Here is a 14,273-nt window from a genome sequence, read left to right on the forward strand (position 1 = left end):
GACAGGCGGTGCGGGGCGGTACGCGTCGCTACGTGGCGCGTTCGGATTGTCCCATCGCGGTGCGCGCTGCCAAGGGGCCTTTCGGCCACCCGGCCCGGAGCGGCGTCAGCCCACGGGCACGCCGGTCAACTCGTTCACGAAACGGTCCAGTTCGGGCTGCCAGAAGTGCGCGACGTCGCAGTGCAGCGGCCCGGCGCCGTCGGGCAGCCGCAGCCGCACATGGCTGGCGAGCGACCCCCGGCCCGAGTCCTCGACCAGGAAACCGCCGTCCCTCGGCAGCGTCCACCGCCGCTTGCGCGGCCCGGGACGCCGGAAGCCGCCGGTGTCGTGCACGACGACCGTCCGCTCCGTCAGCGTCACGAAGCAGTCCCTGGACAGCAGGTGGTTGACCGCGTCGAGCACCTTCCAGGGGCGCCAGGCACCGAACGCGTGGAACGTCACGAGCGCCCGTTCGCCCGGATCGCTGCGCGCGATCTCCTCCGCCGCCTGCGCCCTGACCCGTTCCTTGTCCCAGCGGATCGCCATGGTGTCCTCCGTCCACCGCGCGGCCGGCGCCCTGCCGGCCCCGCTGAACCGGGTGAGCGAAACCGGGCGAAGCAAACGCGATCGGTACACAACGACGCCACAACTGGCCGGAACCGCGGGGGTGTCAGGCGCCGGACGGCCGTTGACAGGCGGTCCGCGCGGGGCGGACGATCGCGCGGGAACGGAAGCGGGAGGCGCAGCGTGGACGCGCAGGCGAGGACCGAGGAACTGCTGCACGCGTACGTCGCGTCGGGCCGGGAGACCGGCCTCCAGGTCGCGGCCTGGCTGGACGGCGCGCTCGTCGTGGACGCCTGGGCCGGGACCGCCGACCCGGCGACGGGCCGCGCGGTGGACGGCGACACGCTGTTCCAGCTGTACTCCTGCGGCAAGGGGCTGACCGCCACGGCGGTCCACCTCCTGGCCGACCGGGGCGTGCTGGACTACGACGCGCCCGTCGCCGCGTACTGGCCGGAGTTCGGCGTCCACGGCAAGGACCGGATCACCGTCCGGCACGCCCTGACCCACCGCGCCGGGATACCGCGCCTGCCCGACGACTTCACGCTGGGCGACCTGGCGGACTGGGACCGCGCCTGCGCCGTGGTGGCCGACATGACGCCCGTGTGGGAGCCGGGCACGCGCTCGGGGTACCACCCGGTGGTGTTCGGCTGGCTGCTCGGGGAGACGGTACGCCGCGCCGACGGCAGACGGCCGGACCGCTTCGTCCGCGAGGAGATCACCGGGCCCCTCGGCATCGACGGCTCCCTCGACTTCGGCATACCCGGTGCGGCGCTGCCGCGCGTGGCGCACCACGCGGAGGCCGCCGACGCCGACACCCACGCCGTTTCCGCGCGGCACGCCCCGGCGGACACCCCGCTGCGTACGCTGTCGTCCGCCGCGCAGGCCAACCATCCGCTGCGGCTCGGCGCCTGCGTCCCGTCGTCCGCCGTGGGCACGGCGCGCGGTCTCGCCAGGCTGTACGCGGCGCTCGCGCGCGGCGGCGAACTCGACGGCGTACGCCTGCTGTCGCCGGACCGGATCGCCACCGCGACGGCCACCGCCGTGCACGGCATCGACGCCACTCTCGGCAACCCGATGCGGCGCGGCCTCGGCTACCTCCTCGGCAGGCCCGGCACGCCGATGGGACACGCGCGGGTCTTCGGGCACGACGGGGTGGGCGAGAGCATCGGCTTCGCCGACCCGGCGCACCGCTTCTCCCTCGCCGTCGCGAAGAACCGCCTGACGGACGACTGGACCCCGGCCTCCACGACATACGCGCTGGCCGCAGCCATCCGAGAAGCCCTCGGCCTCCCCCTGCCGGGAGCCTGACGGCCACCGGCCCGCCCGACGCGCTTCGGAGCGGGCGGGGCTCCTCCCGCCAACCGGCCTTCCGGCGCGCGGCTCCTCTCAAGCGCGCGCATTTACAGGTCAGTTGACTGCTTACGGGCTGCCGCGCCCGATGACGGCCCAGGGCGTCGGCGGCCGGGGGATGGGGCAGGCGGTGGGTCCCGGCCTCGGCTCCTTCCCGACTGGCCGGAGCCGTGCGGCAAGGCGCCCGGTACGGGGCTGCCGGGCCGATCACGGCCCCGGAGCGTCGGCAGCGCAGGGGCGTGGGGCGGCGCGTTCCGCCCCGCGGCTGTCCGGTGTGGTCGGCATGATCGTGTACGAGATATTTGCCCTGCTTTCGCCCTCGGGTCCATGGTGGGGGCGCCCCCGCGCTTTTCCGGATGCGCGAAGTGAGCAGGTTGCGCGAAACGCGCAAGCGGTCGTAGGGTCGCCGACGTGCCGACCGCCCGGAGGACGGCCGGCCCACGAAGAGGTGGATGGAAGGCAGGCCCGCACATGTCCCTACCGATCAAGGCAGGAATCGAGCGCGTCCCCGGCGGGATGATGCTCGTCCCGCTGCTGCTCGGCGCCGTGATCAACACCGCGCACTCCGGCACGGGGGAGTACTTCGGCTCGTTCACCGGAGCGCTCTTCTCCGGGTCGCTGACGATCCTCGCCGTCTTCTACGTGTGCATGGGCGCCACGATCGACGTGCGCACGACGCCCTACATCCTGCGCAAGGGCGGCGCGCTGCTCGCGACCAAGGCCGCCGTCGCGATCATCGTCGGCGTGGTCCTCGGGCACTTCATCGGCGAGACGCCGGTGGACGGCGGCGCCTTCGCCGGCATCTCCACGCTGGCCGTGGTCGCCGCGCTCAACGACACCAACGGCGGCCTGTACATGGCGCTGATGGGGCAGTTCGGCCGCTCGAAGGACGCCGCCGCGTACTCCCTGATGAGCCTGGAGTCCGGCCCGTTCCTGACCATGGTGACGCTGGGCGTGGCCGGTCTGTCGGCGTTCCCCTGGCAGACGATGCTCGGCGCGATCATGCCGCTGCTCGTCGGCATGATCCTCGGCAACCTCGACCCGCAGATGCGGAAGTTCCTCGCCCCCGCCGTGCCGGTGTGCATCCCCTTCTTCGGCTTCGCGCTCGGCACCGGCATCGACCTGGGCACGGTGTGGACCGCCGGGCTGCTGGGCATCGGGCTCGGCCTGTTCGTCCTGGTCGTCAGCGGCAGCACGCTCTTCGCCGCCGACCGGCTGGTGGGCGGCAACGGGCTCGCCGGTCTCGCCGCGGCCAGCACGGCGGGCAACGCGGCGGCCGTCCCCGCCCTCGTCGCCGCCGCCAACCCGGCGTACGAGGAGGCCGCCGCCGAGGCCACCGTCCTGGTCGCCGCCTCGGTCGTCGTGACGTCGCTGCTCGTCCCGGTGATCACCCTCGCCTACTACAAGCGCCTCCAGCGCCGCGACCCGGACGCCACCGCCCCCGACCCCGCGGCCGTCGAGGCAGGGGAGCAGCCGCCCGTTGCGCGAAACGCGCAAGCCGACGCCGAGACCGACGCCGAGACCGACGCCGAGACCGACGTGCGCCACGCCGCCCGGGGACGGCGGCCATGACCGCCCCGGCCGTCCTGATCGTCGCGGACGACCTCTCCGGCGCCGCGGACAGCGCCGTCGCCTTCGCCGCCCGCGCCCGCACCGGCGTCGTCCTGGACCCCGGGGCCCCCTGGCCGGACGCCACCGCCGTCGCCGTGGACACCGACAGCCGCTACCTGCCGGGCGAGGCCGCCGCACGCCGCGCCGCGGCCGTCCTGGACCGCGCCGCCCCCGGCACCCTCGTCTACAAGAAGATCGACTCCACCCTGCGCGGCAACATCGGCCCCGAGACGGCCGCCTGCCTCGCCGCGCTGACCCGCCGCACCGGGCAACGGCACATCGCGGTCGTCACCCCCGCGTTCCCCGCCACCGGGCGCACCGTCCGCGACGGACGCGTCCTCGTGGACGGCGAGCCCGTCGAGGCCCGGCACCCGGGCCGCACGCCGCTCACCGCCCAGCTCACCGCGGCGGGCCTGACCGTCGCCGCCCTCGGCCTGCGCGAACTGCGCACCGGCGACCCGGCCCGTACGCTCGCGACCGCCGCCGACGCCCTCGTCGTGGACGCCGAGACCGACGACGACCTCGCCCGCCTCGTACGCGCCTGCGCCGGACTGCCCGTGCTGCTCGTCGGCTCCGGCGGCCTCGCCCAGCACCTCACCGCCGCCGCGCCCCGCGACACCGGCACCGCCACCGACGGCACGGCGGCCGGCGCGCACCGCCCGGCCCTCGTCTGCGTCGGCAGCCGCAGCGACCTCGCCCACGCCCAGCGCGACGCGCTCGTCACCGGCCTGCCCGCCACGCCCGTCCCCGTAGGGCTCGACGCGCCGGCCGCCGCGACCACCGCCCGCATCACCGAGGCCCTGCGCGCCGGACGGCCCGCCGTCGTCTTCCCCGACCCCGGCGAGCCCCTGCGCCCCGAGCGCGCCGCCGACATCGCCGCGGGCCTCGCGGCAGCCGTACGCCCCGCGCTGCCCGCCGCGGGCACCCTCGTCGTCACGGGCGGCGAGACGGCGCGCGCCGTCCTGCTGGCCGCGGGCGTACGCGCCCTCACCGTCCACGGCGAGGCAGAACCGGGCGTGGTGCTGCTGCGCACCCCCGACGGCCTCCCCGTCGTCACGAAGGCGGGCGCGTTCGGCGACGCGGGCACACTGCTCCGCGTCGTCCGCGCCCTGCCCGACGCACCCCGCCCCGTCGTCCGTCCCATCGCAACCCAGGAGAGCTGACCCCATGTCCCACCCCGTAGTCGCCATCACCATGGGAGACGCCGCGGGCGTCGGCCCCGAGGTCGTCGTGAAGGCCCTTGCCGGTGACGCCGCCGCGCTGCCGTTCCGGCCGCTGGTGGTCGGCGACGCCGCCCGGCTGCGCCGTGCCGTCGAGCTGACCGGCGTACGGCTCGGCGTCCGGGCTGTGGACAGCCCCGAGGAGGCCGCCTGGGAGCCCGGCACCGTGGACTGCGTCGATCTGCGCAACATCCCGGCCGACCTGCCGTTCGGCCGCCTCTCCCCGGTCGCGGGCGAGGGCGCGTACCAGTACGTCGCCGCCGCCACGCGGCTCGCGTCCGAGCGCCGCGTCGCCGCGATCTGCACCGCGCCGCTCAACAAGGAGGCGCTGCACGCCGCCGGGCACAAGTACCCGGGCCACACCGAACTGCTCGCCGAACTCACCGGCACCGACGAGGTGTCCATGCTCCTCTCGGCGCCCAGCCTGCGCGTCATCCACGTGACGACGCACATCGGCCTGGTGGACGCCGTCGCCCGCATCGAGCCCGGCCTCGTCGAACGCACCATCAGGCGCGGCCACGCCACCCTCACCGCCGCCGGTGTCGCGCACCCGCGGATCGCCGTGTGCGGCATCAACCCCCACGCGGGCGAGAACGGGCTGTTCGGCCACGGCGAGGAGGAGGCCAAGGTCGTGCCCGGCGTCGAGGCGGTCCGCGCCGACGGCATCGACGCGCAGGGCCCGCTGCCCGCCGACACCGTGTTCTTCCGCGCGGTGCGCGGCGACTTCGACCTCGTCGTCGCCATGTACCACGACCAGGGCCACGGGCCGGTCAAGGTCCTCGGCCTCGACGCGGGCGTCAACATCACCGTCGGCCTGCCCGTGATCCGCACCAGCGTGGACCACGGCACCGCGTTCGACATCGCGGGCACCGGCAGGGCCGACGAGGCCAGCATGGTCGAGGCGCTGCGCCAGGCCGTCGAACTGGCCCCGAAGGACGGCGCTGCGTAGGGTTCTCGCAGTGCCGGGACGGCGGCGCGCGGAAGGGAACGGCGGACCATGCTCAACGGGGCGGCGAGGCGCGAGGAGATCCGCGGCCTCCTCCAGGCGCGGCCCATCGCGGTCGCCGAACTGGCGGAGCGGTACGCCGTCTCCGAGTCCACCATCCGCCGCGACCTGGCCCGCCTCTCCGAGACGGGCGGGATCGTCAGGACGTACGGCGGGGCCCTGTCGCCCGGCGGCGAGGACGAGCAGTCGCTCCAGGAGCGCGAGCGGCTCGCCGGGCCGCAGAAGGCCGCCATCGCCCGGCACGCCGACCGGCACGCGGCGGGCTGCCGCCTCGTCCTCCTCGACGCGGGGACGACGGCCGGCGCCCTCGCCGTCCGGCTCGCCGCGCGGGGCGGCCTCACGGTCGCCACACCGGGGCTGACCTCGATCAACGTGCTGGCCGGCGTGCCCGGCGTCGAGCTGGTCGTGCTCGGCGGCACGGTACGCCCGCTCAGCCTCGGCATGGTCGGCCCGCTGGCCGAGGCCGCCGTCGCCCGGCTGACGGCCGACGCCGTGTTCCTCGGCGCGGACGGCGTGGTCGCGGGCCGGGGCATCTGCGAGGCGCGGCCGGAGCAGACGGCGCTCAAGCAGCTGATGATCGACCGCTCGCGCGACCTCTACGTCCTGGCCGACGCGGGCAAGCTCGGCCGCGCCGACTCGCACTGGTGGGCCACCCTGGACCGCCCGTGGACCCTGATCACCGACGCGGGCGCGACCGCCGCACAGCTGCGCCCGTTCCACGACGACCCGCTGTGCACCGTGGAGACGGCCGCCGTCTAGGTCAGGGCTCCAGCGTCCGGCCGTGCGCCGTCCCCTCGACCGCCTCGGCGTACGCGCGGGCCACCTCTGCCGCAGGGGTGCCCCCGGCCGGGTCCATGCCCAGCGCGGCCAGTGTCTCGCTCACCCAGCCGGGGCTGACCACGTTCAGCCTGACGCCGCGCGGCATCTCCGCCGCCGCGCCGTGGACGAACGCCGCAAGGCCCCCGTTCACCAGGTGCGCGAGCGTCATGTCCCGCATCCCCTCCGGTATACGGCCCGCCGTCAGCGTCACCGACCCGCCGTCGCGCACCCACGGCAGGGCGCGCCGCACCAGGTTCACCTGCCCGACGAGCTTCGCGTCGAGCCCTCGCCAGTACTCCTCGTCCGCGCTCCCCTCCAGCGGCGCCATCGCCCCGTTCGCCGCCGCGCACACCACCGCGTCCACCGGGCCGATCCCCTCGAACAACGCCTCCACCGACGCCACGTCCGCCACGTCCACCCGTACGTCGCCGCCGCGCGACGCCCGTACCACCTCGTGCCGCTGCGCCAGCGCGTCCGCCACTGCGCCGCCGATGGTGCCGCTCGCCCCTATGACGACGATCCTCATGCCGTACTCCTGTCATGCCTGCTGTGCTTGCCCGGCCACCCTCGTACGGCCCGCCCGCCGTACCCAGCCCTCCGCCAGGGGTACCTCTGGCAGGGGCAGGCTGGCGCGCCGCGCATGGGGAAGACTGGCCCGCATGAGCACACAGGCCGAGCTGGGCGAATTCCTGCGGTCGCGCCGCGCGCGCCTGCGGCCCGAGGACACCGGGCTGACGCTGTACGGCGGGCGCCGCCGCGTCCCCGGCCTGCGCCGTGAGGAGCTGGCCCAGCTCGCCGGGGTGAGTGTCGGGTACTACACGCGGCTCGAACAGGGCCAGAGCCCCAACGCGTCCGACGCCGTGCTCGACGCCGTGGCCCGCGTGCTGCGCCTGGACGACGTGGAGCGCGGGCACCTCTTCGCGCTCGCCCGCCCCAAGCCGCCCGAGCAGCGCCGCCCGGCGCGCCCCGAACGCGTCAGACCGGGCGTCCGCACCATGATCGGCGCGCTCGGCGACGTGCCCGTGGTGCTGATGAGCCGCTTCCTCGACGTCCTCGCCTGGAACCCCCTGGGCCACGCCCTGCTCGCCGGGCACGCCGACCCGGCCGCCCCGGAGCGGCCCCGCGACCGGCCCAACATCGCCCGGCTCCTGTTCCTCGACCCGCACACGCGGGAGCTGTACGCGGACTGGACGCGCAAGGCACGGGCGACGGTCGCCGACCTGCGCATCATCGCGGGCCGCCACCCCGGCGACCCGGAGCTGAACCGGCTCATCGGCGAACTGACGGTCGGCAGCCAGGACTTCGCGCGCATGTGGGCGGCGCACACGGTGGGGGACTGCGGCACGGACGTCCGGACGTACCGCCATCCGCTGGTCGGGACGCTGGACCTCGCCGCCGAGTTCATGGCCCTGCCGCGGGACGAGGGGCAGCGGATCGCCGTGTTCACGGCCGAGCCCGGCTCCCCCTCGGCCGCCGCGCTGGCGCTGCTCGCCGACCTCGCGCGGCCCTGACGGGCGTCAGGACGCCGGGCGCCCGCCGTCCCGTTCCGCCCCGGCCTCCGCCTCCTCGTCGGCCGCGAGCCGCTCCGCCAGCTCGTCGGGCGACAGCGACTCGCGGTGCACGACGTTCGTCCGGTACGCCGTGCGCCCCAGCACCTGCCCGAGCACCGGCACGGTGATCAGCTGGAACACCACGACGAGCACCAGCACCACCGCCTCCTTCGCCGGTGTCTGGCAGGCCACGCCCACCATCACCAGCAGCACCCCGAGCGTCTGCGCCTTGGCCGCCGCGTGCAGTCTGCTGATCGGATCGGGGAACCGCAGTACCCCGATCGCCGCCAGCAGGCTGAAGCTCGCCCCGGTGATCACAAACACGCCCGTCAGCAGGTTCAGGACGAGGCTCACCGCAGGTCCTCCCGCTGCTCGACGAGGTGCGCCGCGGTGATCGACCCGATGAAGCCCAGCAGGGCCAGCACCAGCAGCAGCGGGATGGCCGCCAGGTCGTCCCGCGCCGCCACGTCGATGGCGACGCCCGTCACGATCAGCGTCACCAGCACGTCGAGCGCCACGATGCGGTCCAGCGTGCTCGGCCCCCGCAGCAGCCGCACGGTCGTCAGGCCCGCCGCCACCGACACGAGGGTGAGCGCCACGGCGTACAGCACGTTCATCCGGTCTCCTCCCGTCGCTCCCGCCGCGCCAGTTCCCGTTCGGCCCGGACGACCGCGCGTACCTCCGACGCGGGGCCGAGCGCGCGCACGACGGCCCGCTCGTGCTGATGCACCGTCCGCCGCTCCTCCACGACCGCGCGCGCCCCCTCCATCGGCAGGACATGCACATACAGCTGCCGCCGTTCACGGTCGATCTCCAGCACCAGATTCCCCGGCGAGATGGTGGTCAGCACGGCCGTCGCGGTGATCAGGAGATCGCTGTCCGCCGCCAGCCGCACCTCGACCACCGCCGCGGGCACGCGCGGCCCCTGCCGCACCGCCGCCCACCCGACGCGTACGGCGGACACCACCAGGTCCCGCGGCATGCGCACGAACAGTTCCAGCATCCGTGCCGGGCGCGCCCGTACCCGTGAGGCGACCTCCGGCATGGGGAACGCCGCCAGCACCGCCACGCCCACCAGCAGGCCGCCCAGTACCACGACCGCACTGAGCGACGCCCACAGGACGACCCACAGCGCGAGCAGCCACACGAGAATGGGCAGCCGCCGCAGCAGCCGGCGGGCGGGGGAGCGGACCCCGGGGCGTTCCGTCATCCGTGCTCCTCGGCCGTCACGGCGTGGCGGTACGTCCCGGGCCGGTTCAGGTCGTCCGCCGCCCGTTCGGTGATGCGCGACAGGGGGCCCGCGAACACGGCGACGGCCAGACCGGCCAGCACCATGCCCGAGGCCGCCCCGACCGTCAGTGTCCTGGGGCCCGCGCCCACCGCCGCGGTCCTGTGCGCCGCCGGGGCCGACACCGCGCGCCAGACGCGGATCATCGCGTACAGCGTCAGCAGGCTCGTCACCAGCGCCGCGCCGGAGAGCAGCCACGCCGCGGAGCCCCCGTCGGCCGCCGCGGCGCGCAGCAGCGCGAACTTCGCGATGAACCCGGAGAACGGCGGCAGCCCGGCCAGCGACAGCGCGGGCAGTATGAACAGCACCGTCACCAGCGGCGACGCGCCGCCCTCCTCCTCGCCGCTCTCCATGCGGTGCAGCGCGGACGTCCCCGTGCGGGCCACCACGAGACCGGTCACCAGGAACAGCGACGCCTGCACGATGATGTGGTGGACGACGTACAGGATCGTCCCGTTGAACCCGGCCGCGTCCGACAGGGCGAGGCCGAACAGCATGAAGCCGATGTGGCTGACCAGCGTGAAGGACAGCAGGCGGTTGATGTTGTCCTGGGCGATGGCGCCGAGGATGCCGACCAGCATCGTGGCGACCGACGCGCCCACCAGCAGCCACCACACGTCGTCGCGCGGGAACAGCAGCGTCTGCGTGCGCACCATCGCGTACACGCCGACCTTCGTCAGCAGCGCCGCGAACACGGCGGTGATCGGCGCGGGCGCGGTCGGGTACGAGTCCGGCAGCCAGAAGTGCAGCGGCACCACGGCCGCCTTGATGCCGAAGACCACCAGCAGGAACGATGCCAGCGCCGTCCGTACACCGCCGGGCAGCCCGGCCGTGCGGTCGGACAGCTCGGCGAAGCTGACGGTCCCCGTCGCCGCGTACACCAGCGCGATGGCGGTGAGGAAGAGCAGCGACGACGTGAGGCTCGTCATCGTGTACGTCATCCCCGCCTGGACCCTGGCCTCGCCCGCGTTCAGGGTGATCAGCACGTAGGAGGAGGCCAGCATCACCTCGAAGGCCACGAACAGGTTGAACAGGTCGCCCGACAGGAACGCGAGCCCGATCCCGCCGACCAGCAGCAGGTAGGCGGGGTGGAACGGCACCGCCGTCTCCGACGAGTCGCCCGCCGTGCCCTGCCCCACCGCGAACACCAGGACGGCCAGCGCCACCAGCACCGCCACCGTCAGCAGCAGCGCGGCCAGCAGGTCGGCGACCAGCGCGATGCCGAGCGGCGGCGCCCACCCGCCCGCCGCCACCACCGCCGTGCCGTCGCGGTCCACGCGCAGCAGCAGCACCACGGCGTCCGCCAGCACCACGGTCAGCACGGCGGCCGTCACCACGCGCTGCGCGGCCGCGCGGCGGGCCAGGGTGAGGGAGACGCCGGCCGCGAGCAGCGGCAGGAGCACGGGCAGGACGACCAGCCATGTCGTCATCGCCGGCCCCCGTCCCCGCCCGGCTCGCGCCCGCCCGAGTCACGCCCGCCCGTCTCCGGCCAGTCCGAGTCGGGCCAGTCCGCCTCGCCGGACGGCAGGGCGGCCGGCTCGGCGTCGGCGCGCTCGCCCACCGTGCCGATCCGCCGGTCCTCGATGTCGTCGCGCACCTCGTCGTGCCCGGCGAGCCGCCAGGAGCGGTACGCGAGCGCCAGCAGGAACGTCGTGACGCCGAAGGTGATGACGATCGCCGTCAGGGCCATCGCCTGCGGCAGCGGGTCGGCGAACCGCCCGCTGTCGCCCGACTCGCCCTCGGGCACCACCGGCGGGTCGCCCGGTGTGCCGCCCGAGACGAGCAGCAGCAGGTTCGTGCCGTGCCCCAGCAGGATGAAGCCGAGCAGCGTCCGCATCAGGGACCGCTGGAGCATCAGGTACACGCCGGTGGCGAACAGTCCGCCGACCACCAGCGCCATCGTCACGTCGAGCGTCCTCACAGGGCGGCGCCCTCCCCGTCCGGGGCGCGCTCCGGGGCGCCCGCCACCGCGCTCGCCGCGCCGAGCAGCTTGAGGATGACGCCGACGACCAGCAGGTACACGCCGATGTCGAAGAACACGCTGGTGCTCATGTGGACCTCGCCGAGCACCGGCGCGGTCAGGTGCCACACCGCCGCCGTCAGCGGCGCGTGCCCGAACGCGACGGGCACCAGCGCGACGACGGCCGCGATCACCAGGCCGCCGCCCAGCACGCGGTTCGGGTCGGTCGGCGTCGCGAGCCCCAGGTCCGCCTGCCCGCCGACGAGGTACCGCAGCACGAACGCCTGGCCCGCCACCAGCCCGCCCGCGAATCCGCCGCCGGGACCGTAGTGCCCCGAGAACAGCAGGAAGAGCGACAGCACGAGGATCGACGAGAACAGGGCCCGGGTCACCACTTCGAGCAGCACCGACCGTTCCATGCCCGGCCGTTCCCCCGCGCCCGGCAGCCACCGCTCGCGCGGCGCGTCCCAGCGCGCGGCGGGGGAGCTGACGCCGGGCAGCTCGCGGGCGGGCGGCGGCGGGTTCCCGGGGCCGGCCGTCGCTCGGGAGCCGCCCGGCTCGGCGGCGGCGCCGCCCCACACGCGGACCAGGCTGAGCACGCCCACCGTGGTGATCATCAGCACGGAGATCTCCCCGAGGGTGTCCAGCGCCCTGAACTCGACGATGATCGCGTTCACCGTGTTCTCCGCGCCGGTCTCGTGCACGTGGCCCGTGTAGTCGGGGCGCCGGGACGACGGCGCCCGCGCGTGCGTCGCCACCAGCGCCATCACCGTGACCACCGCCCCGGTCGCCACCGCGACGACGCCGCGCCTCCACCGGGATTCGAGGCGCTGTGGTTCCGGCGTGAAGCGCGGGGGCAGCTGCCGCAGCACCAGCACCGTCACGACCAGCGTCAGCGTCTCGACGAGGAACTGCGTGAGCGCCAGGTCCGGCGCGCCCCGCACGACGAACAGCACCGCGACGCCGTAGCCCACCGCGCCGGTGAGCAACACGGCCGCCAGCCGCTGGCGCGTCACCGCCACGGCGACCGCGCACGCCAGCACGATCAGCGCGGGCGGCACCTCGGACACCGACTGCCACAGGGGAACACCGGCGATGGGTGTCGCGCCCACGAGCAGCGCCCCCGTCGTGAGCACCACGACGGTGACGAGCACGAAGGTGAGGTACGCGGGCAGCGAGCCGACCTGGAGGAAACGCGTCACCCGCACGGCGAGCGCGACCGTACCGCGCACGGTCTGGCGGTACACGAACTGGCCGTCAGGCGGGCGGGGCAGTCGCCGTTGCAGGGCGATCACCCTGCCGCGCACCGTGTGCAGCGCGCCGCCCAGGGCGAACGTGGCCAGCGCCAGCCACAGCGTGAACGACAGGCCGTGCCACAGCGTCACGTGGTACGACTCGTGGGCCGTCCCGTGGAACACATCGGCCCACGGTTCGGTCAGATGCCCCGTCAGGGAAGGCCACACACCGAGCAGCAGCCCCAGCACGGCGGGTACCGCGGCCGGCCACAGCAGCCCCCACGGCGTCGGCCCCGGCGCGCGGTCCGGCACGCCCGGCTTGCGCGCGAAGGCGCCCCACACGAACCGCGCGGCCAGCGTCACCGTCAGGGTCGAGGCGACGAAGAACCACAGCAGTGCCCACGCGCCGCCCGGCAGATGGTCGTTCAGGTAGCCGTCGAACGCGGCGTCCTCGCCCACGTAGCCGATGAACGGCGGCAGGCCCGCCATCGACGCGGCGGCCAGCACCGCCACCACCAGGACGACGGGCATCCGCCGCCCCAGGCCCGACAGCCGCCGCAGGTCGCGCGTCCCCGTCTCGTGGTCGATCAGGCCCGTCACCATGAACAGGGACGACTTGAACAGCGCGTGTGCCAGCAGCATCACCGCGCCGCCCAGGACGGCCGTCCGCGTGCCCGCCCCGAACAGCGCGATCAGCATGCCCAGTTCGCTGACCGTGGCGAACGCCAGGATGCGCTTGAGGTCGTTCTCCCGCAGCGCGTGCCACGCCCCGAACACCATGCTGCCGAGCCCCACGCCCAGCACCAGGGGCCGCCACAGCGGCTCGTCGGCGAAGCCGGGCGCGAAGCGCGCGACCAGGTACACGCCCGCCTTCACCATCGCGGCGGCGTGCAGGTAGGCGCTCACCGGCGTCGGCGCGACCATCGCGGCGGGCAGCCAGGAGTGGAACGGGTACTGCGCCGACTTCGTGAAGGCGCCCATCAGCAGCAGCACCAGCGCGGCCGGGACGACCCCGCCGCCCGGCGGATCGGCGATCAGCGCCGAGATGCGGTAGGTGCCGCCCGCCTGACCGAGCATCACCAGGCCGAGCAGCATGGCCAGGCCGCCCGCCACGGTCGTCAGCAGCGACTGCTCGGCCGCCCTGCGGCGCTCGGTGGACGGCCGCCGCCCCGCGATGAGCAGGAACGACGCGATCGTCGTCAGCTCCCAGAAGACGTAGAGCACGAAGAGGTTGTCCGCCGTGACCAGCCCGAGCATCAGCCCCGCGAAGCCGGTCAGCAGCCCGGCCTGCCTGCCCGAGTCCTCGGAGTCGTAGCGGGACGCGTACGCGATGACGAGCACGCCGATGCCGCTCACCACCAGGACGAGCAGCAGCGCCAGCGGGTCGAGCCTGAAGTCCAGGCCGAGCCCCAGCGACGGCGCCCACGACAGCTCCTGGCGCAGGACCTCCCCGTCCAGGACCCGGCGCGCCCACAGCAGCGCCCACCAGAACGTCGCGAGCGGCGGTACGGCGGCGATCACCCACACGGCGCGGCCGGTGCGGACCGGGAGCAGCGGGAGGACGGCGGCGCACACCAGATGGGCGGCCACCAGCACCAGCATGCAGTTGCTCCCTCGTGTGATCGACAGGCCCCCGCCCGCGGGCATGACCCACGCTTGGTTTCCCCGCATCCGCGCCAGCAAACGGGGTC

The 14,273-nt window shown here is 74.8% G+C and carries 14 protein-coding genes; 6 read left to right on the plus strand and 8 right to left on the minus strand.

Going from position 1 to position 14,273, the window contains the following annotated elements:
• Positions 1-105: 105 nt before the first annotated feature.
• Positions 106-525, minus strand: a complete 420-nt coding sequence (locus tag ACL02R_RS05745) for a hypothetical protein (RefSeq protein WP_412795753.1) — start codon at positions 523-525, stop codon at positions 106-108.
• A 201-nt stretch (positions 526-726) separates the two neighbouring features.
• On the opposite strand from ACL02R_RS05745, the gene ACL02R_RS05750 reads away from it, so the two are divergent.
• From ACL02R_RS05750 to ACL02R_RS05770, 5 genes are all read left to right on the plus strand, one after another.
• Entirely contained in the window at positions 727-1,851 is a 1,125-nt protein-coding gene (locus ACL02R_RS05750) for a serine hydrolase domain-containing protein (RefSeq protein WP_412795754.1), read from the plus strand.
• A gap of 513 nt (positions 1,852-2,364) precedes the next feature.
• On the plus strand, positions 2,365-3,465 hold the full coding sequence (locus ACL02R_RS05755) for a 2-keto-3-deoxygluconate permease (protein WP_412795755.1): 1,101 nt from the start codon (positions 2,365-2,367) through the stop codon (positions 3,463-3,465).
• On the plus strand, positions 3,462-4,667 hold the full coding sequence (locus ACL02R_RS05760) for a four-carbon acid sugar kinase family protein (RefSeq protein ID WP_412795756.1): 1,206 nt from the start codon (positions 3,462-3,464) through the stop codon (positions 4,665-4,667). Before ACL02R_RS05755 ends, ACL02R_RS05760 begins: the two co-directional genes overlap by 4 nt.
• A 4-nt stretch (positions 4,668-4,671) precedes the next feature.
• The gene (gene pdxA / locus ACL02R_RS05765) at positions 4,672-5,673 is read left to right on the plus strand and encodes a 4-hydroxythreonine-4-phosphate dehydrogenase PdxA (protein WP_412795757.1); all 1,002 of its coding nucleotides are present in this window, start codon (positions 4,672-4,674) and stop codon (positions 5,671-5,673) included.
• Between the two features lie 48 nt (positions 5,674-5,721).
• Entirely contained in the window at positions 5,722-6,489 is a 768-nt protein-coding gene (locus tag ACL02R_RS05770) for a DeoR/GlpR family DNA-binding transcription regulator (RefSeq protein ID WP_412795758.1), read from the plus strand.
• A gap of 1 nt (position 6,490) precedes the next feature.
• Here the strand turns inward: ACL02R_RS05770 and ACL02R_RS05775 are convergent, their stop codons facing one another.
• Positions 6,491-7,075: a short chain dehydrogenase gene (locus ACL02R_RS05775; protein WP_412795759.1), complete on the minus strand. Its 585-nt coding sequence runs from the start codon at positions 7,073-7,075 to the stop codon at positions 6,491-6,493.
• 133 nt (positions 7,076-7,208) lie between these two features.
• On the opposite strand from ACL02R_RS05775, the gene ACL02R_RS05780 reads away from it, so the two are divergent.
• Positions 7,209-8,060 (plus strand): helix-turn-helix transcriptional regulator, encoded by an 852-nt coding sequence (locus tag ACL02R_RS05780; protein ID WP_412795760.1) that lies wholly within the window; start codon positions 7,209-7,211, stop codon positions 8,058-8,060.
• Between the two features lie 6 nt (positions 8,061-8,066).
• Here ACL02R_RS05780 and mnhG read toward each other — a convergent pair whose 3' ends face one another.
• Genes mnhG through ACL02R_RS05810 form a run of 6 tightly spaced genes read right to left on the minus strand, consistent with a single transcriptional unit; the run spans position 8,067 to position 14,184 of the window.
• On the minus strand, positions 8,067-8,453 hold the full coding sequence (mnhG, locus tag ACL02R_RS05785; protein WP_412795761.1) for a monovalent cation/H(+) antiporter subunit G: 387 nt from the start codon (positions 8,451-8,453) through the stop codon (positions 8,067-8,069).
• Positions 8,450-8,716, minus strand: coding sequence for a monovalent cation/H+ antiporter complex subunit F (locus tag ACL02R_RS05790; RefSeq protein ID WP_412795762.1), 267 nt, complete (start codon positions 8,714-8,716; stop codon positions 8,450-8,452). The genes mnhG and ACL02R_RS05790 overlap by 4 nt, the downstream gene beginning before the upstream one ends.
• Positions 8,713-9,309, minus strand: coding sequence for a Na+/H+ antiporter subunit E (locus ACL02R_RS05795; protein WP_412795763.1), 597 nt, complete (start codon positions 9,307-9,309; stop codon positions 8,713-8,715). Before ACL02R_RS05795 ends, ACL02R_RS05790 begins: the two co-directional genes overlap by 4 nt.
• Positions 9,306-10,817, minus strand: a complete 1,512-nt coding sequence (locus tag ACL02R_RS05800; RefSeq protein ID WP_412795764.1) for a Na+/H+ antiporter subunit D — start codon at positions 10,815-10,817, stop codon at positions 9,306-9,308. Before ACL02R_RS05800 ends, ACL02R_RS05795 begins: the two co-directional genes overlap by 4 nt.
• On the minus strand, positions 10,814-11,308 hold the full coding sequence (locus ACL02R_RS05805) for a Na(+)/H(+) antiporter subunit C (RefSeq protein ID WP_412795765.1): 495 nt from the start codon (positions 11,306-11,308) through the stop codon (positions 10,814-10,816). Before ACL02R_RS05805 ends, ACL02R_RS05800 begins: the two co-directional genes overlap by 4 nt.
• Positions 11,305-14,184, minus strand: coding sequence for a Na+/H+ antiporter subunit A (locus tag ACL02R_RS05810; RefSeq protein WP_412795766.1), 2,880 nt, complete (start codon positions 14,182-14,184; stop codon positions 11,305-11,307). The genes ACL02R_RS05805 and ACL02R_RS05810 overlap by 4 nt, the downstream gene beginning before the upstream one ends.
• Positions 14,185-14,273 lie beyond the last annotated feature (89 nt).

This window comes from Streptomyces sp. MS19, from assembly GCF_047200595.1.
Classification (GTDB): Bacteria; Actinomycetota; Actinomycetes; order Streptomycetales; family Streptomycetaceae; genus Streptomyces.